The 23,372-nt window shown below is 41.9% G+C and carries 16 protein-coding genes; 14 read left to right on the forward strand and 2 right to left on the reverse strand.

Annotated features, from left to right (window positions below; all coding sequences use genetic code 11):
• From NMU02_RS12640 to carB, 6 genes are all read left to right on the forward strand, one after another.
• Window positions 1–408, forward strand: a 408-nt coding sequence (locus NMU02_RS12640) for a hypothetical protein (protein ID WP_255028317.1), incomplete at its 5' end; no start/stop codon positions are given.
• A gap of 203 nt (window positions 409–611) precedes the next feature.
• Entirely contained in the window at window positions 612–1,283 is a 672-nt protein-coding gene (locus tag NMU02_RS12645; protein ID WP_255028318.1) for a 2-C-methyl-D-erythritol 4-phosphate cytidylyltransferase, read from the forward strand.
• Entirely contained in the window at window positions 1,276–3,369 is a 2,094-nt protein-coding gene (recG, locus tag NMU02_RS12650) for an ATP-dependent DNA helicase RecG (protein ID WP_255028319.1), read from the forward strand. Before NMU02_RS12645 ends, recG begins: the two co-directional genes overlap by 8 nt.
• 354 nt (window positions 3,370–3,723) lie before the next feature.
• On the forward strand, window positions 3,724–4,491 hold the full coding sequence (locus NMU02_RS12655; RefSeq protein WP_255028320.1) for a class I SAM-dependent methyltransferase: 768 nt from the start codon (window positions 3,724–3,726) through the stop codon (window positions 4,489–4,491).
• A 508-nt stretch (window positions 4,492–4,999) separates the two neighbouring features.
• Window positions 5,000–5,932: a peptidoglycan DD-metalloendopeptidase family protein gene (locus NMU02_RS12660; RefSeq protein ID WP_255028321.1), complete on the forward strand. Its 933-nt coding sequence runs from the start codon at window positions 5,000–5,002 to the stop codon at window positions 5,930–5,932.
• Between the two features lie 266 nt (window positions 5,933–6,198).
• On the forward strand, window positions 6,199–9,417 hold the full coding sequence (carB, locus tag NMU02_RS12665) for a carbamoyl-phosphate synthase (glutamine-hydrolyzing) large subunit (protein WP_255028322.1): 3,219 nt from the start codon (window positions 6,199–6,201) through the stop codon (window positions 9,415–9,417).
• Here carB and NMU02_RS12670 read toward each other — a convergent pair.
• A complete protein-coding gene (locus NMU02_RS12670) occupies window positions 9,392–9,607 on the reverse strand; it encodes a hypothetical protein (RefSeq protein WP_255028323.1) in 216 nt (71 codons plus the stop codon). The two genes, carB and NMU02_RS12670, sit on opposite strands and share 26 nt — an antisense overlap.
• Window positions 9,607–11,310, reverse strand: a complete 1,704-nt coding sequence (locus NMU02_RS12675; RefSeq protein ID WP_255028324.1) for a fimbrillin family protein — start codon at window positions 11,308–11,310, stop codon at window positions 9,607–9,609. The genes NMU02_RS12670 and NMU02_RS12675 overlap by 1 nt, the downstream gene beginning before the upstream one ends.
• Before the next feature lie 968 nt (window positions 11,311–12,278).
• Here NMU02_RS12675 and NMU02_RS12680 point away from each other — a divergent pair.
• The 8 genes from NMU02_RS12680 (at window position 12,279) to NMU02_RS12715 (ending at window position 23,332) form a co-directional block, all read left to right on the forward strand.
• Window positions 12,279–13,961, forward strand: a complete 1,683-nt coding sequence (locus tag NMU02_RS12680; protein WP_255028325.1) for a putative transporter — start codon at window positions 12,279–12,281, stop codon at window positions 13,959–13,961.
• 189 nt (window positions 13,962–14,150) lie between these two features.
• Window positions 14,151–15,515 (forward strand): TolC family protein, encoded by a 1,365-nt coding sequence (locus tag NMU02_RS12685; RefSeq protein ID WP_255028326.1) that lies wholly within the window; start codon window positions 14,151–14,153, stop codon window positions 15,513–15,515.
• 24 nt (window positions 15,516–15,539) lie between these two features.
• Window positions 15,540–16,736, forward strand: a complete 1,197-nt coding sequence (locus tag NMU02_RS12690; RefSeq protein ID WP_255028327.1) for an efflux RND transporter periplasmic adaptor subunit — start codon at window positions 15,540–15,542, stop codon at window positions 16,734–16,736.
• A gap of 12 nt (window positions 16,737–16,748) precedes the next feature.
• Window positions 16,749–17,489, forward strand: coding sequence for an ABC transporter ATP-binding protein (locus NMU02_RS12695; protein WP_255028328.1), 741 nt, complete (start codon window positions 16,749–16,751; stop codon window positions 17,487–17,489).
• Between the two features lie 24 nt (window positions 17,490–17,513).
• Window positions 17,514–18,734: an ABC transporter permease gene (locus NMU02_RS12700; RefSeq protein WP_255028329.1), complete on the forward strand. Its 1,221-nt coding sequence runs from the start codon at window positions 17,514–17,516 to the stop codon at window positions 18,732–18,734.
• A gap of 33 nt (window positions 18,735–18,767) precedes the next feature.
• Window positions 18,768–19,871: a sensor histidine kinase gene (locus NMU02_RS12705; protein ID WP_255028330.1), complete on the forward strand. Its 1,104-nt coding sequence runs from the start codon at window positions 18,768–18,770 to the stop codon at window positions 19,869–19,871.
• Window positions 19,868–20,596 (forward strand): LytR/AlgR family response regulator transcription factor, encoded by a 729-nt coding sequence (locus NMU02_RS12710; protein ID WP_255028331.1) that lies wholly within the window; start codon window positions 19,868–19,870, stop codon window positions 20,594–20,596. Before NMU02_RS12705 ends, NMU02_RS12710 begins: the two co-directional genes overlap by 4 nt.
• A gap of 501 nt (window positions 20,597–21,097) precedes the next feature.
• Window positions 21,098–23,332 (forward strand): PL29 family lyase N-terminal domain-containing protein, encoded by a 2,235-nt coding sequence (locus tag NMU02_RS12715; protein ID WP_255028332.1) that lies wholly within the window; start codon window positions 21,098–21,100, stop codon window positions 23,330–23,332.
• Window positions 23,333–23,372 lie beyond the last annotated feature (40 nt).

Genomic DNA, 23,372 nt, shown 5'->3' on the forward strand with positions numbered 1-23,372 from the left:
TCTACCGATAATAAAAAACAAACTCCGGAAGAACCTAAGAAAGATGCCGGATCAAGCCTGTTCGCTTTCGTGCAGGATCCTGTAAAACCGTGTCCTACCGAACAGAAAAAAGATTCTACCGATAATAAAAAACAAACTCCGGAAGAACCTAAGAAAGATGCCGGATCAAGCCTGTTCGCTTTCGTGCAGGATCCTGTAAAACCGTGTCCTACCGAACAGAAAAAAGACTCTACCGATAATAAAAAACAAACTCCGGAAGGACCTAAGAAAGATGCCGGATCAAGCCTGTTCGCTTTCGTGCAGGACCCCGTTAAACCGTGTCCTACCGAACAAAAAAAAGACTCCACCGATAATAAAAAGCAAACTCCCGATACACCTTCTGCTCTCTACCAAAACTTTCTTATTTAATCGGGAGAATTCTCTCTAAATACTCCGAAACACTTAGTTTCATAACGATGTGATGACCATGTGTGATAATACGATAAACCTATCTGAGAAGACAGGTTTATCGTTTCTTTTTTTAATCATCCTTTCCTTTGTTTTTAACCAACCATTTTATCAATTCAGCTATTTTTATTATGTTTGCTTTCCGATAACAAGTAAGCGACAGAATGAAAAATTACGTTATTATCGTAGCCGGTGGAAAAGGACTTAGGGTCGGAGGTGATATTCCTAAACAATTCCGTATTATAGGGAAATACCCCGTGCTGATGCATACTATCAGAATATTTTATCGTTACGATCCCAAAATCGAAATCATTCTAGTGCTTCCGGTTTCACATCAGGAATATTGGAAAGATCTATGTAAACACTACCATTTCGATATATCTCATCGGATTGCAGACGGAGGAGAAACCCGATTTCATTCTGTAAAAAATGCGCTGCAACTGGTGACCGAAACAGGTTTGGTAGCCGTTCACGACGGTGTTCGTCCTTTTGTTTCGGAGAAAGTAATCACTACTACTTTTCTTGCCGCAAGTAAAAACGAAGCCGCTATTCCCGTCATTAAAATTACCGATTCACTTCGAAAAATATCCCCCGACGGCAGTAGTCAAGCCGTTCCGCGTTCGCAATATTGCATTGTACAAACTCCCCAGGTATTCGGGAGCAAACTTCTGAAGCAAGCATATGAACAGCCTTTTAGCGAAAACTTTACCGACGACGCATCGGTAGTTGAGGCAATGGGAAACCGAATAAATACCGTAGAAGGCAATACGGAAAACATAAAAATAACAACACCGCAAGACCTGCTCTTTGCCGAATTATTATCGCATAATGTTTGACCTCGATTCCCGCGATATAAAATTTTTACCCGGAGTAGGTCCGCAAAAAGCGGCCTTACTCAATAAAGAACTGGGTATTTATTCTTGCGGCGACCTACTCGGGTATTTTCCTTATAAATACATCGACCGCAGCCGTACGTACAAAATTCGGGAAATCGACGGAAATATGCCGTATATACAATTACGGGGAAGAATCACTATATTCGAAACTCAAGGAGAAGGAAAAAGCCGGCGACTTACCGGTAAATTTACCGACGGAACAGGGGTCATAGAACTTATCTGGTTTAAAGGCATAAAATATATCCTCGAAAAATACAAAACCGGCGTCGAATATACCGTTTTCGGAAAACCCTCTTTATATGGTCACGTATTCAATATTGCGCACCCCGAAATAGACCCTGTCGAAGCCATCGAGAAAATACCGGGATTGCAACCGTATTATAATACAACCGAGAAAATGAAAACGCATTTTCTGCATTCGAAAGCATTGCAGAAAATCATGTACCACTTGTGGCAAACCATTCAAAGCCCGTTACCCGAGACTTTACCGGCATGGATTATCGCCCGGGCACAGGTTATTTACAGGCATGAAGCCATGCGCAACATTCATTTTCCACAATCACCCGATCTGCTCAGAAAAGCCCAATTCAGACTAAAATTCGAAGAACTATTTTATCTCCAGCTCAATATACTGCGTTTTACCCGATTGCAACAACGTAAACTCGGAGGATTCCGTTTCGATAAAATAGGAAATGCATTCAACGATTTCTACCATACATGCCTGCCATTTGAACTCACCAACGCGCAAAAACGGGTGTTAAAAGAAATCAGAGCCGACGTGGGAAGCGGGATACAAATGAATCGTCTTTTACAGGGAGACGTGGGAAGCGGAAAAACATTGGTAGCGCTCATGAGCATGCTAATGGCTATCGATAACGGATTCCAGGCCTGCCTGATGGCCCCTACCGAGATATTGGCCACCCAACATTTCGAAACAATTAGCGAACTGGTAAAAAAAATAGGATTACGAGTTGAGTTACTTACCGGTTCTACTAAGAAAAAAGATCGGGAACGGATACACGAAGGGTTGCTCAACGGAGATGTGCACATAACAATAGGTACGCACGCACTGATAGAAGATACCGTAAATTTTTTCAACCTCGGTCTCGTCGTTATCGACGAACAGCACCGGTTCGGAGTAGCGCAACGAGCCAGGTTATGGAAAAAAAACTCCCGACCGCCACACGTATTGGTAATGACTGCAACCCCGATCCCTCGAACGCTGGCCATGACCGTTTACGGAGATCTCGAAGTTTCTGTCATAGACGAATTACCTCCGGGCCGGAAGCCGGTACAGACTCTGCACCGGTATGATAATCGCCGGGGCCCTTTATACGACTCCATTCGCAAACAAATACAATCGGGCAGACAAGTGTATATCGTTTACCCACTCATACAAGAAAGCGAACATTCAGATCTGAAGAATCTCGAAGAGGGCTATAAACATATTCAAGAGATCTTTCCGGAATATAAGGTCTGTATGGTTCACGGAAAAATGAAACCGGCCGAAAAAGAAGCGGAAATGCAAAAATTCGTAGCCGGAAAAGCTCAGATCATGGTAGCCACTACAGTCATAGAAGTAGGCGTTAACGTTCCCAACGCTTCGGTCATGATCATTGAAAACGCCGAACGCTTCGGGCTTTCCCAACTACACCAGTTGAGAGGACGTGTTGGCCGGGGAGCCGACCAATCTTATTGCATACTTATTACTTCGTACAAACTTTCCGAAGAAACCCGCAAAAGGATTGAAATCATGGTAAGGACAAACGACGGATTTGAAATAGCGGAAGCTGACTTGCAATTGCGAGGCCCCGGAGACATGGAAGGAACACAACAAAGCGGAATCGCTTTCGATCTTAAAATAGCCAATATCGCACGTGACGGACAAATCTTGCAACTGGCACGGGATATCGCTAATGAAGTACTCGATAAAGATCCCGAACTATCAGCAAACGAACATTATATATTAAAAATACAACTACAAAAGATTTTTAAAAAGAAGTTTAACTGGAGCCTAATCAGTTAATCCGTTAAACGCGATTCATTATTCAGGAAACAAATCATGACTCCTTTTTCCCCGAATATATTTCCCTGAAATATTCGGATAACCGGATATTTTACACTAAATGAGGCTATCATATATCTAAAAATCAGACTCTCTATTCTTCTTTTTCAAACAGCGAGCAAACGCAACTCAAATCTAAAAAAGAAGAAAAAATAAACAGATACAATTTTCTTAATCATAAAAACATTATCTTCGCAAAAGATTTAAAATTTTCCCGAAACATTATAAGAGTATTATTTCACGCTGGTACATAAAAAATTATATCTTTCTGAGATATATCTTCGGTTTGGTGTCATATTAAAATATTCCCTACGCATGAAAGTCAGAAACCCGATAGACCGGGACGATTTAAAAATAAAGAAAAAAGACAAGGTTCTTGAAGTAGGTAGCGGTCATAATCCCACCTTCCGCTCTGATGTTGTTGTCGATAAATATATAGACTCGAATTATCATCGGAGTGATAATATCATGATATATCCTCACCAGGCGTTTATAAATGCCGACGGTGCCAATATGCCTTTTAAAGACAAAGAATTCGATTACGTGATTTGCAATCAGGTAATCGAACATGTAGATGATCCCCTGCTTTTCGTAAAAGAATTGCAACGCGTAGCCAAAAGAGGATATATAGAATTACCCAGTTTGATCGGTGAATCGTTATTCCCTAAAAAATCGCATAAATGGGTATGTCTCGAAATAGATAATAAACTCGTATTTTACGAAAAAGATAAACTGCCGAAATTATATCCCGATTATGGTCGTACATTTCTGAATTTTTTACCCTACCAGAGCTTAGCTCTGAGAGTCTTCCATTTATCATACCACCAATCTGATTTCATCAAATACGAATGGAAAGATACAATCGATATTATCGTAAATTCAGAAGACCCCTATTATAAAAACTATTTTCTGGAACCCTGGAGTGAAGAAATGAGCCAAAAGATATTCCCGGTTCGTTCTCTTTTCTGCGATGTACGTATATTTATTAAAGTAACGACACATCTTATAAAAGGAATGATTAACAGAAGATTACACTCACAATCGCCTATTTCCCTCGAGGAATATAAAAGCATGCGCAAATAAGAAATAAATTATGCTATAAATAGGTATTATTTATTATAATTCCTGATAGATTTACAAAATAGTTTATCTCTCTTTTGAGATATAAACAACTGATTTCAAACTCGATAAATACATAATAAAATTTACCGCCCGTCCTCCTCAACAGGCAGAAAATTTTTTTAATCCTATTTTTCTAAAGTATTAAATTCTGAAAATATGCTGTAAAACATAAATCAATATAATATACAGATTATAAAGTACTTATATTAAAATAAAAAGAGTACACAAAAATAACATACATAAATTTTGTTAATGCACAGATATAAATAAAGGATTAAATCGTTATCTTTGAGGAAAATAAATCAGACTCTGCTAATACTTAAAATACAGGTTCTAATGATATTTCGGAACAGAATATATAAAAATTCTTCCTTTTATTTTTAATGAAAGAGAATATTTTCCGAAAAATTTCAAGCCTCGTCGCAGAGAATTAAATAGATTTCTAATTTGTTAATAATTTTGCTATATAATGAATTTTACCGGATTTAGGAAACTGATAATCGCCTCATTGCTTATCGCCCCGACAGTGGCTATGGCACAAAAGAACGACTCAGAGCCGTTAAATAATATTCATAACAGACAACACAAAGATTTACTGGCTGATCAACGTAACATACGTAAAGAAATAAATCTTATCGATTCCCTCACCTTTGCCCGAAAGCTACAACAGGAAGCCGAAGCCTATCCGGCCATCGAATTATACGGAGACGACTGGAATAACGAGTGGGTTAACCCCTACAATAAAACAATGGCCCAAATGCCCGATTCTTTCTCCATTAACGTATCTAACTATTGCATGCCTGTACCGGGTCACAAAACATCCGATTACGGATATAGGGCCCGTTATCGCCGTATGCATAAAGGAGTCGACCTCGCGTTGCATGTAGGAGATACCGTAAGAGCCGCTTTCTCGGGAAAAGTACGTATCACAAAATACGAGGCCAGAGGATACGGATATTATGTATTGCTGCGTCACTCTAACGGGCTGGAAACAATCTATGGTCATCTATCGAAAATACTCGTTCGACCCAACCAGATCGTTAAGGTGGGAGAACCCATTGCTCTCGGAGGCAACACCGGACGTTCCACCGGGCCCCATCTTCATTTCGAAACACGTTTTCTGGGAATGAGTATAAATCCGAATGAAATATTCGATTTCGTAAATCAGGTTCCCCATACCGACACCTATGTTTTCCATACCCATAAAGAAAACAGTTCTGTAAAACAGGCTATGGCAAAAGGAAACAACGGGACTAAATATGTGACTTACAAAATACGTAAAGGCGATACGTTATCTTCGATCGCCATTAGGCACCGTACGACGATAACGCAATTATGCCGTATTAATCATATCAGTAAATCTACCAAAATAAAACCGGGTCAGATACTGAAAATAAAATAAATACAACGAAAACATAAAATTTATATTTAAAAATTTGAATAATATAAGTACAACCCGTACCTTTACACAAATTTTGAAAATATAAAATTATAAATGAGCAATACACTAAATAAGATAGGAGCACATCACTCTTTCTTGTCGCAATACGACAGTGTATTTCCGTTTTTTCCCGATAATAATTTTATTATATATAATGCGTTGGCTTTTTAGTCGGCGCATTTTTTTTACCAAAACAAAAATATGTGAACTAAAAATATATCAAACCTATGCAGAAATCTATTAAGAAAGTCCTGGTACTCGGGTCGGGAGCTTTAAAAATCGGTCAGGCCGGAGAATTCGACTACTCCGGTTCCCAAGCGTTAAAAGCCTTACGAGAAGAAGGGATAAAAACCGTATTGGTAAATCCCAACATTGCAACAATACAGACTTCTGAAGGCATCGCCGATAAAGTATATTTTCTGCCGGTAACCCCTTTTTTCATTGAGGAAATTTTCAAGAAAGAAAATCCCGACGGGATATTACTGGCATTCGGAGGTCAGACGGCACTCAACTGCGGTGCCGAATTGTATAATAAAGGTATCCTGAAAAAATATAATGTAGAAGTTTTGGGAACTTCGGTAGAAGCGATCATGAGCACCGAAGACCGTGATCTGTTTGTAAAAAAACTCGACGAAATAGAGGTAAAAACTCCGAAGAGTATCGCGGTTGAATCCATGGACGACGCACTTAAAGCAGCCGATGAAATCGGATTTCCAATCATCATCCGCTCGGCTTATGCCTTAGGAGGAATGGGCAGTGGTTTCTGCAACAACCGACAAGAATTGAAAGAGTTGGCTGAAAATGCCTTTTCTTACTCTAACCAGATATTAGTGGAAGAATCTCTGAAAGGTTGGAAAGAAATCGAATTTGAAGTCATCAGAGATAAAAACGATCATTGCTTCACTGTAGCGAGCATGGAAAATTTCGATCCGCTGGGGATTCATACCGGTGAAAGTATCGTTGTCGCACCCACTTGTTCGCTCGACGAAACAGAACTTACCCTGCTACAAGAATTATCTAAAAAAACAATACGCCATCTCGGTATCGTCGGAGAATGTAATATACAATATGCGTTTAACTCGGAAACAGACGATTACCGCGTAATCGAAGTAAATGCCCGGCTGAGCCGTTCTTCAGCACTGGCATCGAAAGCTACCGGATATCCTTTGGCATTTGTAGCCGCAAAACTGGCTTTGGGTTACACTCTCGACCAGATAGGTGAAATGGGCACTTCAAACTCAGCATATGTTGCTCCTTCGCTCGATTATCTCATTTGTAAAATCCCCCGTTGGGACCTGAGCAAATTTGTCGGTGTATCGAGGCAGATCGGTTCGAGCATGAAATCGGTAGGAGAAATCATGTCTATCGGTAAAAGTTTCGAAGAAATCATACAAAAAGGCCTTCGCATGATCGGTCAGGGAATGCACGGATTCGAAGGAAACAACGACCTCGAGTTCGATAATCTCGATCAGGAACTGGCTAACCCCACCGATTTGCGTATTTTCGCTATCGCAACGGCGCTCGATAAAGGATACAGTATCGATAAAATCCACGATCTGACTAAAATAGACAAATGGTTTTTGGGTAAACTCCAAAATATCCACAATTATAAAGCCAAACTACGACAGTATAAAAAAATAGAAGACCTTCCTGCAGATGTTCTCCTCGAAGCAAAACGTCTGGGATTTTCAGACTTCCAAATCGCCCGCATCATCGAAAATCCTAAAGGAAACATGGAAGCCGAAAATCTGCGTGTACGTGCGCACCGCAAAAAAAACGGAATTCTTCCCACTGTAAAACGGATCAACACGGTAGCTTCGGAACATCCGGAACTCACCAATTACCTGTATATGACCTACGATGGCACCGATCATGATATTCCTTATTATAAAAACGATAAATCGGTCGTTATCCTCGGGTCGGGCGCATACCGTATAGGTAGTTCGGTCGAATTCGACTGGTGCTCGGTAAACGCTGCACAAACAGCACGGAAACTGGGATATAAATCGATTATGGTTAACTACAATCCCGAAACCGTTTCGACCGATTACGATATGTGCGACCGGCTGTATTTCGACGAACTTTCGTTCGAACGGGTACTCGACGTAATCGACCTCGAATCACCGAAGGGTGTCATCGTATCGGTCGGCGGCCAGATACCGAATAACCTGGCTATGAAACTCCACCGCCAGCAAGTGCCTATTTTGGGAACATCACCCATCTCGATCGACCGCGCCGAAAATCGTCATAAGTTTTCGAGTATGCTCGACCAACTCGGAATCGATCAGCCTGCTTGGAAAGAACTGACCAGTATGACCGAAATCGATGCCTTTATCGACCGGGTTGGATTCCCTGTACTGGTACGTCCCTCTTACGTACTTTCGGGAGCAGCGATGAACGTTTGCTACGACCGGGAAGGTCTCGAAAACTTCCTGAAACTGGCTGCTCATGTCTCGAAAGAATATCCGGTTGTCGTTTCACAATTCTTACAGAACGCCAAAGAAGTAGAATTCGATGCCGTAGCCCAAAACGGAGAGGTCGTAGAATATGCGATCTCCGAACATGTAGAATTTGCCGGTGTACACTCGGGCGATGCGACACTGGTTTTCCCGGCACAAAAAATTTATTTCGAAACAGCCCGACGCATTAAAAAGATCAGCCGCCAGATTGCTCGCGAACTTAATATCAGCGGTCCGTTTAACATTCAGTTCCTTGCCAAAAACAACGATGTGAAAGTTATCGAATGTAATTTACGCGCTTCCCGCAGTTTCCCCTTCGTTTCGAAAGTGCTCAAACGCAACTTTATCGAAACGGCCACACGCATCATGCTCGACGCGCCTTATGCCAAACCCGATAAAACCGCGTTCGATGTAGAATGCATCGGGGTAAAAGCATCGCAATTCTCTTTCGCACGGTTACAGAATGCCGACCCTGTATTGGGAGTGGATATGGCCTCTACCGGTGAAGTAGGATGCATCGGCGACGATTTTAACGAAGCCCTGCTTACCTCGATGATCTCGGTAGGTTACAAAATTCCGGAAAAATCAATTATGGTATCTTCGGGTTCGGCAAAATCAAAAGTCGACCTGCTCGATCCTACACGTCAGTTAGCCGAAAAGGGATACGAAATATATGCTACGGCAGGCACCCAGAAATTCCTTACCGAGAATGGGATAAACGGGGTAAAAGTCGTTTCATGGCCCGACGAAAACGGAGACAAAAACGTTATGGATATGATCTCGAACCACAAGTTCGACCTGGTGATAAATATCCCCAAAAATCATACCAAACGGGAACTTACCAACGGATATAAAATACGTCGCGCCGCGATCGACCACAATATCCCCCTCATTACCAATGCCCGCCTGGCAAGCGCATTTATCGATGCTTTCTGCCATCTGAAAGAAAGTGATATTCAGATTAAAAGCTGGCAGGAATATAAATAAACGACCTATTACAAAATACGACACGAGGCCCGATAACCGGGCCTCGTGTTTTTATATTTTTTACTCTATCATTCTGAGACTCCCGCTGTCCTCTTGAGTGACAACGAATGATCTCCTGATGTTCGTTACTACGGGTAATTGCCCTTTTCCATTCATCACACCTTTCGTCATGGTGAACAATACTTGTCATTATTTCTTAGTATCCCGCACACAGCGTACGCTCGCCAGCGTGGTTTTCTTGTCGCGGGCATCGAGGTATATACGAATCACAGGCCTATTACTAAACCTTTGGGCATAGGCCGTCCAGGCCTTGGCCGCTTCGGCTTCGGTAGCCGACCAGAAGGTTTCGGTTACGGAACCTTCGTTACCAGACTCGAGATTCAGACTATTCCATACCCCGGAATGAAAGCCCTGAGAAGCCACCAGCATCCGCCACTCCGAGGCGCGGGGCAAGCGCCAGTTGGTGAAACCGCCGCCCCGGTATTTGCGGCACAATTCTTTGGCGATGAGCGCCCCGTCGGATCCTTCCCAGGGCACCGGGATGGTGCTTACATTCTCCTGGGTCATAAAAAAGTCCATCACCGGCTTTTCATCTTCATATACATTCACATCGCCCGCATACGTCTTCCAGGTATCACTATACATGGATGTAATCCTCTTAGTACCGTCGATATAAATCCCGTTATTGCCGAGGGCTACCGTAGAAAGCCAGCTATCGTATGTGCCGCTGGGGGCAAATCCCCAAGTGGGATAAGTATTCCACATGCTATTGGAAGTCATATCACTACCGTTCAGCCGTATCCCCTTCACGCCGGTGGGCGGTATGCCGAAGTCACCGTCGCGGTTTACCGTATTCCAATCGGTAAGGATCAGCCGCATGGCCGTATTGTCGTACACCACGTCGTAGGTATTTATATACCCTTGCGCAAACCCGTAGTAGTCTTTTCCGTTACGTGCCTCGTGGTTGAGGTGGTTGCGCCGCAGGGGAAATATCTTTTTCTTACCATTGACCGTAAGCGCGATTACCACCGTTTCGTCTTTGAGCGTGTCGCTCATAAAGGCCGGCACGAAAAAGTCGTAGGTTTGCTTCGTCGTAGACGAAAGCGCAACATTCAGGCCGCTGTACGAGAGCGGGCCGGCCTGAGAGCGCAGCTCGGGATGGGCGGCCCCCGACACCGTATCGCCCGTGGCGGGGTCGATATAGCCTTTCCGCTTGATCCATACGTCGCCCATGTTGTCGAGAGCAACCTGAGAGAGTGTGTGCGTATCTTTGTCGAGCGATTTGGTCACGTTTATCCGGATATGGGCGAAGGCGTGTTTCATCTTCAATTCTATCGGCTTTTCGTTTGAAGGGACTACGTAGGTGGTGTCGCAATAGAGGTAATCTTGCTGTATAACATCATCTTTCAGGTTACCTCTGAAATCGAAGGGAAAACCGTCGATACCAATCGGCCCAAAATCCATTATATTGCCATAAGCGGTAACGCGTATCGTTTTACCGGCGTAGCACATGGGATGAATATCCCCCGTAACTCCCGGCGTATTAGTCATATACAACCAATAACTATCGTCGAGATAACCATACGTTTTCACCCGCAGTTCCTGGGAGCCGGGAAAGACATCGCCGCCCCCGGGCGACTGCTGTATGATCATTCCCATATATCCCATTGAACCGGTCGTATTCTGATTTACCGTCTTCGACTCCACAGGAGGCGGTGAAGTCTCCCCCGCCCCGCTTACCAAAGCCGAGAAGCGGAGGGGAACCAATTTCCCCGTGCCGCCGGTATCGACATCGGGTTCGTTCGAAAAGTTTTCTACACACGAGACCGCGGGCAGGTACAGTAGCGTCACCAGCGCCACCGCAAAGCTGAGAAGGTTTATTTTTCGGTTCATTTTCTTGTTTTTTTATGCGTTTGGATTATGTTATGTTATTTTGTTTGTCATCCGTTCCGAAATCCACTGTCCTCCTGAGCGGCAGAGAAGAATCTCCTGATAGCGGTCACCTCCCCGGCATCATCTTTCTCCCTTTCTTCTAGGGATACTTCACTTCGCTCAGGAAGACAATGGGAAGCACACCGAGTGTTTTGAACCTGATCCGTCACCCAGGGAGTCCTTCGCTCTTTGTTCAGGAGAACAGAGAGCGAATCAGGAAGACAATTTTTTTTATTAATAACAAGGAGATAATAACGAAGATCAGAAACGAAGAAATGCGGTAAACAGTATATCCGTTTACCGCTAACGTAGCGTTTAAATATATAATATGAGGTTACATCACATTTGTGTGTGTGTGTGTGTGTGTGTGTGTGTGTGTTAACAATAATTCCCGAATCTCCAAATTTTCAGGCATAAAATTTTTGGATAATTTTAAATTTCCGTTAGTAAAAAAACAAGGGGAATTCCCTATTATGCGGTAATCGCACTTGCTATTCATAAATCGTCGGCCATTTAGTTGTTTACACAATCGCAAAAGTAACCAAATTTTAATATCGTACCAACAATTTTAATAGAAAACAGGATGAAATATTTTAAAATACATTAATTGTCTGGTCGATATTGCTTTTGGTGCTCACTTCAGGGGATTCATCGACCCAGCCTCCGAATGACAGAATAAAAAAAACAGAATAACAGAGAACCCTATACATAATCGCACAAAGAAAAAAATAGAAATATTTAATGCGTCATTATTTTTGTCCGATTCACTTAATATCATTACCTTTGCCCAACCTTAAAAAAAGGGGGGGCGTCGTTACTATAACACATATTATAATAACGAACCACCTGCAATTATGCGAGGCTGAGAATCGGGAACGATTTTCAGTTTTTTCTTTTTCAAATTTTAATTTATATTTTATCTATCAACTATGGATTGGATTCATAACTTATTGTTCGCATCTGAATCGGTAGCACATACGGTACTATTATATTCGTTCGTAATTGCGGTAGGAGTTTATTTGGGAAAAATAAAATTTTTCGGTATTTCCCTGGGAGTCACTTTCGTATTATTCGTCGGATTGGTCGCCGGGCATTTCGGATTTGTGGGAGAAAAGAATATCATTCATTTTATGCAGGAATTCGGACTGATCCTTTTCGTTTATTCGATAGGTCTGCAAGTCGGTCCCGGATTTTTTTCCTCCTTTAAAAAGGGAGGAATGACTCTCAATTTGCTTGCCACGGGAATAGTAGCCCTTAATATCGTAGTCGTACTGGTAATATACTTTATAGCCAACGGGCGTGTATCTATGCCCAATCTGGTAGGTATCCTTTCGGGTGCTGTTACCAATACTCCGGGATTAGGTGCGGCACAACAAACATTAGCACAGCTAAAATTCGATGGGAAGCTGCTCGGTGAAATACCCGAGATTGCCACCGGATATGCTGCGGCATATCCTCTCGGTGTGATCGGGATTATTAGCGCTATGCTCATCGTACGGGCACTTTTTAAAATAAAACTCGACAACGAAAGCAAAAAAATAGAAGAAGAAACCGAAGCCAGCACTTTAAAACCGCATTTAGTTACTTTTAAAGTCGAAAATAAACTCATCGTAGGAAAAACACTCGAGGAACTGGGAGAACTCGTAGAACGTAATTTTGTCGTTTCACGTATTAAAAAAGGCGATGAAGTAATAATTCCTAACTCAGACACGATACTCGAAGAGGGAGAATTGCTGCTTGTCGTGTTGTCGGTACAAGACGAAGACGCTTTGAAAGCTTTTATCGGAGCGCCCGTCGAAATGGATTGGGATGCCATACCAGGACCAGTCGTTTCACGTCGTATCGTCGTTACCAAACCCGAATTTAACGGACGCACTATAGGCTCTCTGCGCCTTCGCATGGGATACCGTCTGAATGCAACCCGACTCAATCGTGCCGGTGTAGACCTCGTAGCCAGCGCAAACCTGACCTTACAGATAGGTGACCGTCTTACTGTTGTAGGACGACTTGAAGATATCAATCGACTGGCCGAGAAATTAGGAAATTCTCTAAAACGTCTCAACGAACCGAACATGATCACTCTCTTTGTGGGCATTTTCCTCGGTATTATCTTAGGAAGTATTCCTTTGGCCATCCCTGGCATGTCGTCTTCTATGAAACTCGGCTTAGCGGGAGGTCCATTGGTCGTAGCTATTCTGATCGGTCGTTTCGGATACAAAATGAAACTCGTAACCTATACTTCTACCAGTGCAAGCCTTATGCTAAGGGAAATAGGGATTTGTTTATTCCTTGCCAGTGTAGGAATTACAGCCGGTGGAAATTTCGTAAACACGGTCGTGAGTGGAGACGGAGCTCTTTGGGTATTCTGGGGTTTCCTCATTACAATTATTCCTTTACTGATCATCGGTACAATCGGACGTTGGCATTATAAGCTCAATTACTTTACTTTAATGGGATTAATTGCCGGTAGCAATACCGACCCTCCGGCATTAGCTTATGCCAACAAGGTCGCCAATAATGACGCTCCTTCGGTCGCATACTCTACAGTATATCCTTTAACAATGTTTCTAAGGGTACTTACCGCACAAATACTAATATTAATTTTCGCATAAAATTCAATACTCTAAAAAAGCGCTTTTATCTAATTCATGATAAAAGCGCTTTTTTATTTCCACCATCTTCTCAATTTTTCATCAGGAAAAATCGGTTATTAGTCGATAAAATCAGGCGCTTACTATAATATAATTGTTTCTTGATAAATCTGTATATAGGTTTGTATCAAATTTTGAAGCACTAAAGATATGAACAAACTCATTTTTTATACAGTTTTATTTTCATTCTTATCGTTACCTGGGATAGCGCAAGAGACTGCCAAAAAATGGACTCTCGACGATTGCATCGACTATGCTCTGGAACAAAATATCCAACTCAAAAAAAGTAAAATTTCATACGAAGAAAGTCTGGTAGATACCAAAGAAGCAAAGGCTCAACTATTTCCGTCTTTGTCCTTCTCTACCTCCCATAATGTTGTAAACCGCCCATACGATCAAAGCGGTACGAATATCGTTAACGTGGGCGGAAGCGGTAACTATGCAACCAGTGGCGGAAGCAACAAAACCAATTACAACGGAAACTATGGGGTAAACGCCTCATGGACATTATTTAATGGAGGTAAACGATTGAAAACCATCGAACAGCAAAAGCTCAACAACCAAATCGCCGAACTCGATATCGCACAAAACGCCAACACGATACAAGAAAGTATTACACAAGTTTATGTGCAAATATTATATGCGGCGGAATCGGTAAAAACCAACGAAAATACCCTGAAACTTTCAGAAGCTCAACGCGATCGGGGAAAAGAACTCCTTGCCGTAGGAAGTATCGCACAGAGCGATTATGCCCAACTCGAAGCCCAATGCAGTACCGACAAATATCAGCTCGTTACAGCGCAAGCTACTCTTAAAGACTATAAACTGCAACTAAAACAACTTCTCGAAATCGAGGGAGAAGAAGAAATGAATCTGCTAATACCCGAACTCGATACCGAAAATGTACTCTCACCACTACCCTCCAAAACAGATGTTTACCAGTCTGCTCTTGCCTTCCGACCCGAAATACAAAGCGGAAAACTGAATATAGAAGCTTCGGAACTGGCAATAAATATTGCGAAAAAAGGATATATGCCCAGTCTCAGCTTAAATGCAGGTATAGGTACCAACAACTCGAGTAACCAAGATTATAATTTCGGGAAACAGCTAAAGTACGGATTGAGCAATTCGGTAGGCCTCACTCTTTCCATCCCGATTTATAATAACCGACAAACTAAAAGCGCCGTAGAAAAAGCCCGTTTACAAAGTAGCAATAGCGAACTCGATCTGCTAAACGAACAAAAAACACTTTTTAAAACCATAGAAACCCTGTGGCTCGACGCCAATAGTGCTCAAGAACAGTTTGTCGCAGCCAACGAAAAACTGCATAGCACAGAGATAAGCTATAACCTCATCAATGAGCAATTCAACCTCGGGATGAAAAATACCGTAGATTTACTTACCGAGAAGAATAACATGCTTGCAGCTCAGCAAGAGCTGCTACAAGCAAAATATATGGCCATTCTCAACCGGGCGCTACTCCGTTTTTATCAAGGAGAAAAAATTAATTTATAACGCATACATATAACGATTATTAAGATGAATAAAAAGAAAGTTATTACCAGTATTATCATTCTCGTTATTGCCGGCATAGCCGCATGGCTGATATGGGGAAGTTCTCCGAAACATCCGATTACTTTCGAAACAGCGAAAGTAACAAAAGATACCATCAGCAATATGGTTACCGCCACAGGAACCATAGAACCGATCACACAAGTAGAAGTAGGTACTCAGGTATCGGGTATAATCAGCAAACTTTACGTCGACTATAATTCGGAAGTAACCAAAGGACAAATTATCGCCGAACTCGATAAAACCAATCTTTTAAACGAACTGGCCTCGAAAAGAAGCAATATGGCTACATCTAAAACCGAATACGAATATAAACTAAAAAACTATACTCGTACCAAAACACTTTTCGATAAAAAAATGGTAAGCGATACCGATTATGAAACCGCTCTCTACGAATATGAAACCGCTAAAAACAATTACGATATCAGTAAAAACGAACTGGCTAAAGCAGAGACCAATCTCGGGTACGCTACCATATATTCGCCTATCGACGGCGTCGTTTTAAGTAAAGAAGTAGAAGAAGGTCAAACAGTTGCTGCTTCTTACAGCACTCCTACCTTATTTACGATCGCACAGGATCTTACGCAAATGCAAGTAGTAGCCGATGTAGATGAAGCCGATATAGGAGAAGTAAAAGACGGACAACGTGTAAGTTTTACCGTGGATGCTTATCCTAACGATATATTCGAGGGACATGTAAGTCAAGTTCGCCAGGAAGCTACGACGACCAACAATGTGGTAACTTATGAAGTCGTCATCAACTCCCCTAACCCCGACTTGAAACTAAAACCGGGACTAACGGCAAACATAACCATCTATACTCTCGAAAAAAACGATGTTTTATGTGTATCGTCAAAAGCCCTGCGTTTTACCCCCGATAAAGCTTTGATCGGGCCTGATGATAAAGTCGTCGATGCTGAAGGAAAACATAAAATCTGGACACGTGAAGGAAAAACATTTACAGCGCATCCGGTAGAAATAGGAATAAGTAATGGCACACTCACCGAAATAATTTCGGGAATTGCAGAAGGAACCCCTGTCATTACATCGGTCATTATAGGACAGATGCCCGGCCAATCGATATCACCCGAAAACGAGAACGGAGAAAAAGCCGAAACAAACCCCTTTATGCCAGGCCCTCCGGGAAGTAAAAAAAAGAAATAAACCGCAACAAAAATGAAAGCAGTTATCGAGATTAAAAACCTGAAACGAGATTTTCAGGTTGGTGAAGAAACCGTACATGCTTTACGCGGTATTTCCTTTACCATTTACGAAGGAGAATTCGTAACGATCATGGGAACATCGGGTTCGGGAAAATCTACTTTGCTGAATACATTAGGATGCCTCGATACCCCCACCAGTGGAGAGTATCTTCTCGACGGTATTCCGGTGCGCAGCATGAGTAAAAGCGAACGGGCTGTATTAAGAAATCGGAAAATAGGATTTGTTTTTCAAAGTTACAATCTACTCGCTAAAACTACGGCAATAGAAAATGTAGAATTACCTTTGATGTATAATCCCAGCGTTTCTTCTGCAGAAAGAAAACAAAAGGCTATAGACGCGTTAAAAGCTGTAGGTTTGGGCAACAGACTATTGCATAAATCAAACCAAATGTCGGGGGGACAAATGCAACGGGTAGCCATCGCACGGGCACTGGTAAACAATCCGGCTGTTATACTGGCCGACGAAGCTACAGGTAACCTCGACACACGTACCTCTTTCGAAATACTGGTATTATTCCAGCAACTGCATGCCGAAGGACGTACAATTATCTTTGTTACCCATAATCCGGAAATATCACAATACAGCAGTCGTAATATCGTATTGCGCGATGGCCATATCATAGAAGACTCGATAAACAGCAACATACAGGATGCCGCCGCCGTATTGGCAAAATTGCCCCAGGAAGATTCCTGACAAGAATCATAAACAAAAGAGAAAATGAACGGAACCAATTTACTAAAAATAGCGTTAAGAGCCTTAGCCAATAACAAACTGAGGGCTTTCCTTACCATGCTGGGGATAATTATCGGGGTTGCCTCGGTAATTACCATGCTGGCTATCGGACAAGGCTCTAAAAAAAGTATTCAGAAACAAATTGCCGAGATGGGAAGTAATATGATTATGATACATCCAGGGGCCGAAATGCGAGGCGGGGTCAGGCAAGATCCATCATCGATGCAAACCCTTAAACTCGACGATTACCAAACGTTACTCGACGAAACAAAATACCTGAGTTATGTAAGTCCTAATGTAAATAATTCGGGACAATTTATCAACGGTGCAAACAACTACCCTTCGAGTATTACAGGAGTAAACCGCGAATATCTCGATATACGACAACTATCTGTAGATCAAGGAGAAATGTTTACCGAAGCGGATATTTTATCGAGTGCAAAAGTTTGTGTTGTAGGAAAAACGATCGTTGATAACCTCTTCCCCGACGGAAGCGACCCTATCGGCAAAGTAATACGTTTCAACAAAATACCATTTCGTATTGTCGGCGTACTGAAATCGAAAGGTTACAACAGCATGGGACAAGACCAGGATGATGTCGCACTCGCACCCTATACAACAGTGATGAAGCGATTACTTGCCGTTACATATTTGCAAAGTATCTTTGCTTCAGCATTAAGTGAAGATATGACCGACAATGCAACTGAAGAAATCACAACGCTGCTGAGGGAAAATCACAAACTGAAAGCCACCGACGAAGACGATTTCACGATTCGTAGCCAACAAGAACTCAGCACCATGTTAAACAGTACGACCGATCTGATGACTACCCTGTTAGCATGTATAGCCGGAATTTCTTTGGTTGTGGGTGGTATAGGCATTATGAATATCATGTATGTAAGCGTTACCGAACGCACCCGGGAAATCGGATTGCGTATGAGCGTAGGAGCACGGGGTATCGATATTTTGAGTCAATTTCTGATCGAAGCCGTACTAATAAGTATTACAGGAGGCCTTATAGGAGTAGTTTTCGGTATTGCCGCATCTTATATCGTAAAGGTCGTATTCGCATGGCCTATTTATATACAGATATATTCGGTAATTCTTTCTTTTGCAGTTTGTACGGTAACCGGAATATTTTTCGGATGGTATCCGGCCCAAAAAGCATCCAATCTCGATCCGATCGACGCCATACGTTATGAATAATAAAAAAATCTATATCTTTGTTTCGATATAATTATGAAAAGCGTAATGACACAATCCTCCGAACGAAAAAAATACATGCAACCTTTTATACACATTATCGTATGGTGTATCGTATTCTGTCTGCCGCTGTTTTTTTTCGAAAATAATTTTCCGGTCAATAAGTTGACACGATACCTCGATTATGTCATTGCGCCTCTTTCATTTTTTGTCGCCTTTTATTTGAATTATTTTTATTTCACCGATCGATACCTGTTTCGCAAACAAACACAAAAATACATTATAGTAAATGTAATCCTGATCGTCGTTTTATGTATTATCATACGAATATGGAAATTACATTTAATGAACGAATTCATCGCGTCACAACAATCGGTAGCCAATAATCATGCAAGACCCCCACAGCCCTGGCACTCTGATCTGTTCTTTATCCTTAGAGATGCCGGATCACTAATCCTCACGATCGGATTGTGTGTAGCTATAAAAATGACATTCAACTGGTTAAAATCTGAAAATGCAAGAAAAGAACTCGAACAAAGGCGTACCGAGGCCGAATTGCAGAATTTGAAAAATCAACTCAACCCTCATTTTCTTTTCAACACACTCAATAATATCTATTCGCTTATCGCTTTTAGTCCCGAAAAAGCACAACAGGCCGTATATGATCTAAGTACGCTTTTAAGATATGTTCTTTACGATAATTCTCCTAATTACGTTCCTCTGGGAAAAGAACTGGAATTTGTTCGGAATTATGTAGAACTGATGAAATTACGATTATCCGACAATGTAAAAGTCTCTTTATCGATCGAAGGAGATCCTCAAAGAGAATCCATTGCTCCGTTACTCTTTATATCCCTTATCGAAAATGCCTTTAAACATGGTGTGAGCAATAATAAGGATTCGTTTATCGATATAAATATCACTATCGGTGCCGATAGTCTAATTATTTGTTCTATCGTAAACAGCTATTTTCCAAAAGATAAAATAAATGATAAAAGCGGATCGGGAATCGGTATCGAGAATCTGAGAAAACGATTAGAACTCCTTTATCCCGACCAGTACATTTTCCAAACCGAACAAACGGATAACACATATAGTACGATTCTCACCTTACTCATTCAAAAACGAGACGAGTCATGAAACTGACCTGCTGTATTATAGATGATGAGCCACTGGCCCTTAACCTAATGGAAAGTTATGTAAAAAAAACGCCCTTTCTCTCGTTACAGGGGAAGTATGGCGATGCCGTGACAGCCCTTAAAGAAATAGCGGAAAACTGTCCCGACCTTTTATTTCTCGATATACAAATGCCCGAATTGAACGGTTTGGAATTTTCCAGAATTATAAAAGACCGTTGCCGGATAATTTTTACGACAGCTTTCGAGCAATATGCCGTCGATAGCTATAAAGTGAGCGCTCTCGATTATTTATTAAAACCCATTAGTTATCCCGATTTCCTTACGGCCTGCAATAAAGCACTCGAGTGGTTTGAAATGAAAAAACATGGGATATCGCAATCGGATCACAAAAAAAGAATAGAATCGATATTCGTAAAAACCGACTATAAACTCCGGCAAATCGATCTGAAAAAAATCCTCTATATCGAAGGTCTGAAAGATTATTTGAAAATTTATCTCGAAGACGAACCTCATCCGATTCTTTCCCTTATGAGTATGAAAACGATGGAGGAACTCCTGCCGGCTGATCAGTTTATGCGCGTACATCGTTCCTTCATTGTACAACCTGATAAAATAAAAATTATAGAACGTAACCGTATCGTTTTCGGGAAACAATATATCCCGATTTCCGACTCGTATAAAAACGCATTTAACGAATTTCTGAATAAACGTTCTTTGTTGAAATAAATTTAAATTCTTTTTTACTTTTACCAAAAAATAGGCCAGAACGCAAACTATTGTTAAATAACAAAGACATATGCTTGTTTATTTAGTAAAAATGTTTTAATTTCGAAACAAATTAATAGAAATATACAAAAAAACGATGTGTGCATCTATAAATAGAGGCGTAATGTTACTGACTTTAGGGATTAATCGCTATAATTTAGGGGGAAAAAATTTCTTTTTTCTTATTTTTACACCTGATAATTTGGAAGTTACAGAATTTTGTGTAAACACACACACACACACACACACACACACACACACACACAATCTCTACGCCACAAAAAATATATCGCGCGCGTAATATATTAATATACCAGATAAAAATAAAATTACAATATAAGATTGTAAAAAAGGTACAAATCTTTTTTACAATCTTTCGTCATTTATATTCTCAAAAACTTTTCAATAAAACAATCAACTCTATTTATTAATCCCTCCATTTTTTGGAGATAAAACAAGAAAATGATAAAATTTAAATTGTATGTTTTGTTGCTATTAGCAACGTTTTTAGTATTTGGTTGCTCGAAATACGACGACACCGAGTTGAGAAAAGATGTAAACGATTTACAATCACGAGTACAACAACTGGAAAAATGGTGTGATATTGCCAACGGGCAAATCGCTTCTTTGCAAGGATTGGTTACCGCCCTGCAAAACAACGATTATGTGACAGGTGTAACCCCGGTAATGGAAGGAACCGAAGAAGTAGGTTATACTCTCTCTTTCACCCAAAGCAAACCCATTACCATTATGCATGGTAAAAACGGTAAAGACGGTATAACTCCTATTATCGGGGTTAAGATGTATACCGACAACCAGTATTACTGGACTATCCAAACAGGTAACGATAAAGCTGACTGGATGAAGGATGACGATGGCAACATGATTCCTACCACAGGAAAAGATGGTGCAGCCGGACAGACACCTGTACTCAGCGTCGCTAAAGATGGAGACCGCTATTACTGGCAAATAGACGGCGAATGGCTGAAAGATGAAAACGGACAGAAAGTACCCGCCACAGGCGATAAGGGGGATACCGGTCCGGCAGGTTCAGACGGTGAGCAAGGCGCACCAGGCGAAAAAGGCGACTCTTTCTTCGAAAGTGTAACTCCCGATACCTCTAACGGTACCGTTATGATTAAACTGGCAAATGGTACGGAGTTTACGCTTCCTATGTTATCTACTACCGTGAGCTTCGAAGCTTACACTCCACTCCAAATAACCACTGCTGAAACAAAAACGGCTGTTATCGTAAAACTTCCCGCTACGATAAAAAAAGCAGACTTTGCCGCCATTAAAGCGGATATCACCAATCTGGCAGGTACAAACACGGCCATTACACGTACCGAGGCGGAAAAATGGACTGTAGCTCTCACGGCTCCCACTTTTAAACAAGACGGCACTCTCGACGCTCAGCCCACGGTAAATGTAACCGTCCCCGCTACTGCCGTCGCCGGAGAAACCGCTCTGCTCGAAGTGGCCGTAGTAGACACCAAAGGTAACAAGACATCTTCTACCCGTGTGCTCTACTATGACAATAATATTGCCGTAACAAGCGTAACTCTCGATCCGCCCACGACTATCGTAAAAGTGGGTAAGACAGAAACTATGACCGCTACCGTTACACCGGCCAACGCAACTAACAAGAAGATAATCTGGACAAGCAGCGACGCTGCCGTAGCCACCGTAGCCGAAGGTGTAGTAACAGGGGTAAAAGCAGGAACGGCTACAATTACCGCAACCACCGAAGACGGTAATTTTACCGCTACCTGTGCGGTAACCGTTGAAAATATCGCCGTAGAAAGCATTTCATTAACCAATACCGCAATTTTTTTAAATGAGAAAAAAAACATCGCTTATACGATTTCCCCGACTGATGCCACCGTCAAGACCTTGATATGGAGTAGCAGCGACCCCACCATAGCCACCGTGAATACCTCTACGGGCGAAATAGAAGGTAAAAACGCAGGTGACGTTACAATTACCGCCACCTGGACAGAAGACAGCCGTATAAAAGGTACATGCACCGTAATGGTAACTGAAAAAACGGGCATCGTTTGGGCTACGGGAAACTTGGTAGCCGACGGAGCTAATGGCGCTAAAATAGGATCACCTGCCGATGGTGGTTTATACTTCCAGTTCGGTTCACTCATAGGCTGGAGCGGTAGTGCCAATGAGGATGGCACCGGAATAGGTGGTAACCTCGCTCTGTCTGTCGTAGTGAAACCTATCGGTTATGCAGGTAGCACTGATTGGGGAAATACCGATAAAATTTGGCAAAGCAAAACAGCTACTGTTCCTTTTACCATTGCCGGGTCAGGTTCCGCAGAAGAGATAGCCGGTGTTGGCGACCCTTGCCGCTACTACCTGAAGGGTAATTGGAGATTGCCCACAAAAGAGGATTTTGTAGAGTTATTCAAAGAAAAAGGTTATCCCAATAAAGGGCCATGGAAATGGAACGCCACTACTAAATCAATCTATAACGAGGACGGACTGACATTCCCGGCTTCAGGCAATCGCAACTACGTTTCCGGAGGCCTGGGTACCATTGGCATATCGGGCCGCTATTGGAGCGCCACTCCATTAACGAGTATTAACAATAGTTCCTCCTTATTCTTCAGCAATACCAATGTGAATACAAGCGTTAGCTTCGAACGGTTGAACGGGCTTCCCATACGTTGTGTTCAAGATAAGTAAACAATTTATCACCATCAACCGCTTGATTAAATTTATTCTT

Origin of the sequence: Coprobacter tertius, from assembly GCF_024330105.1 — a bacterium.
GTDB lineage: Bacteria > Bacteroidota > Bacteroidia > Bacteroidales > Coprobacteraceae > Coprobacter > Coprobacter tertius.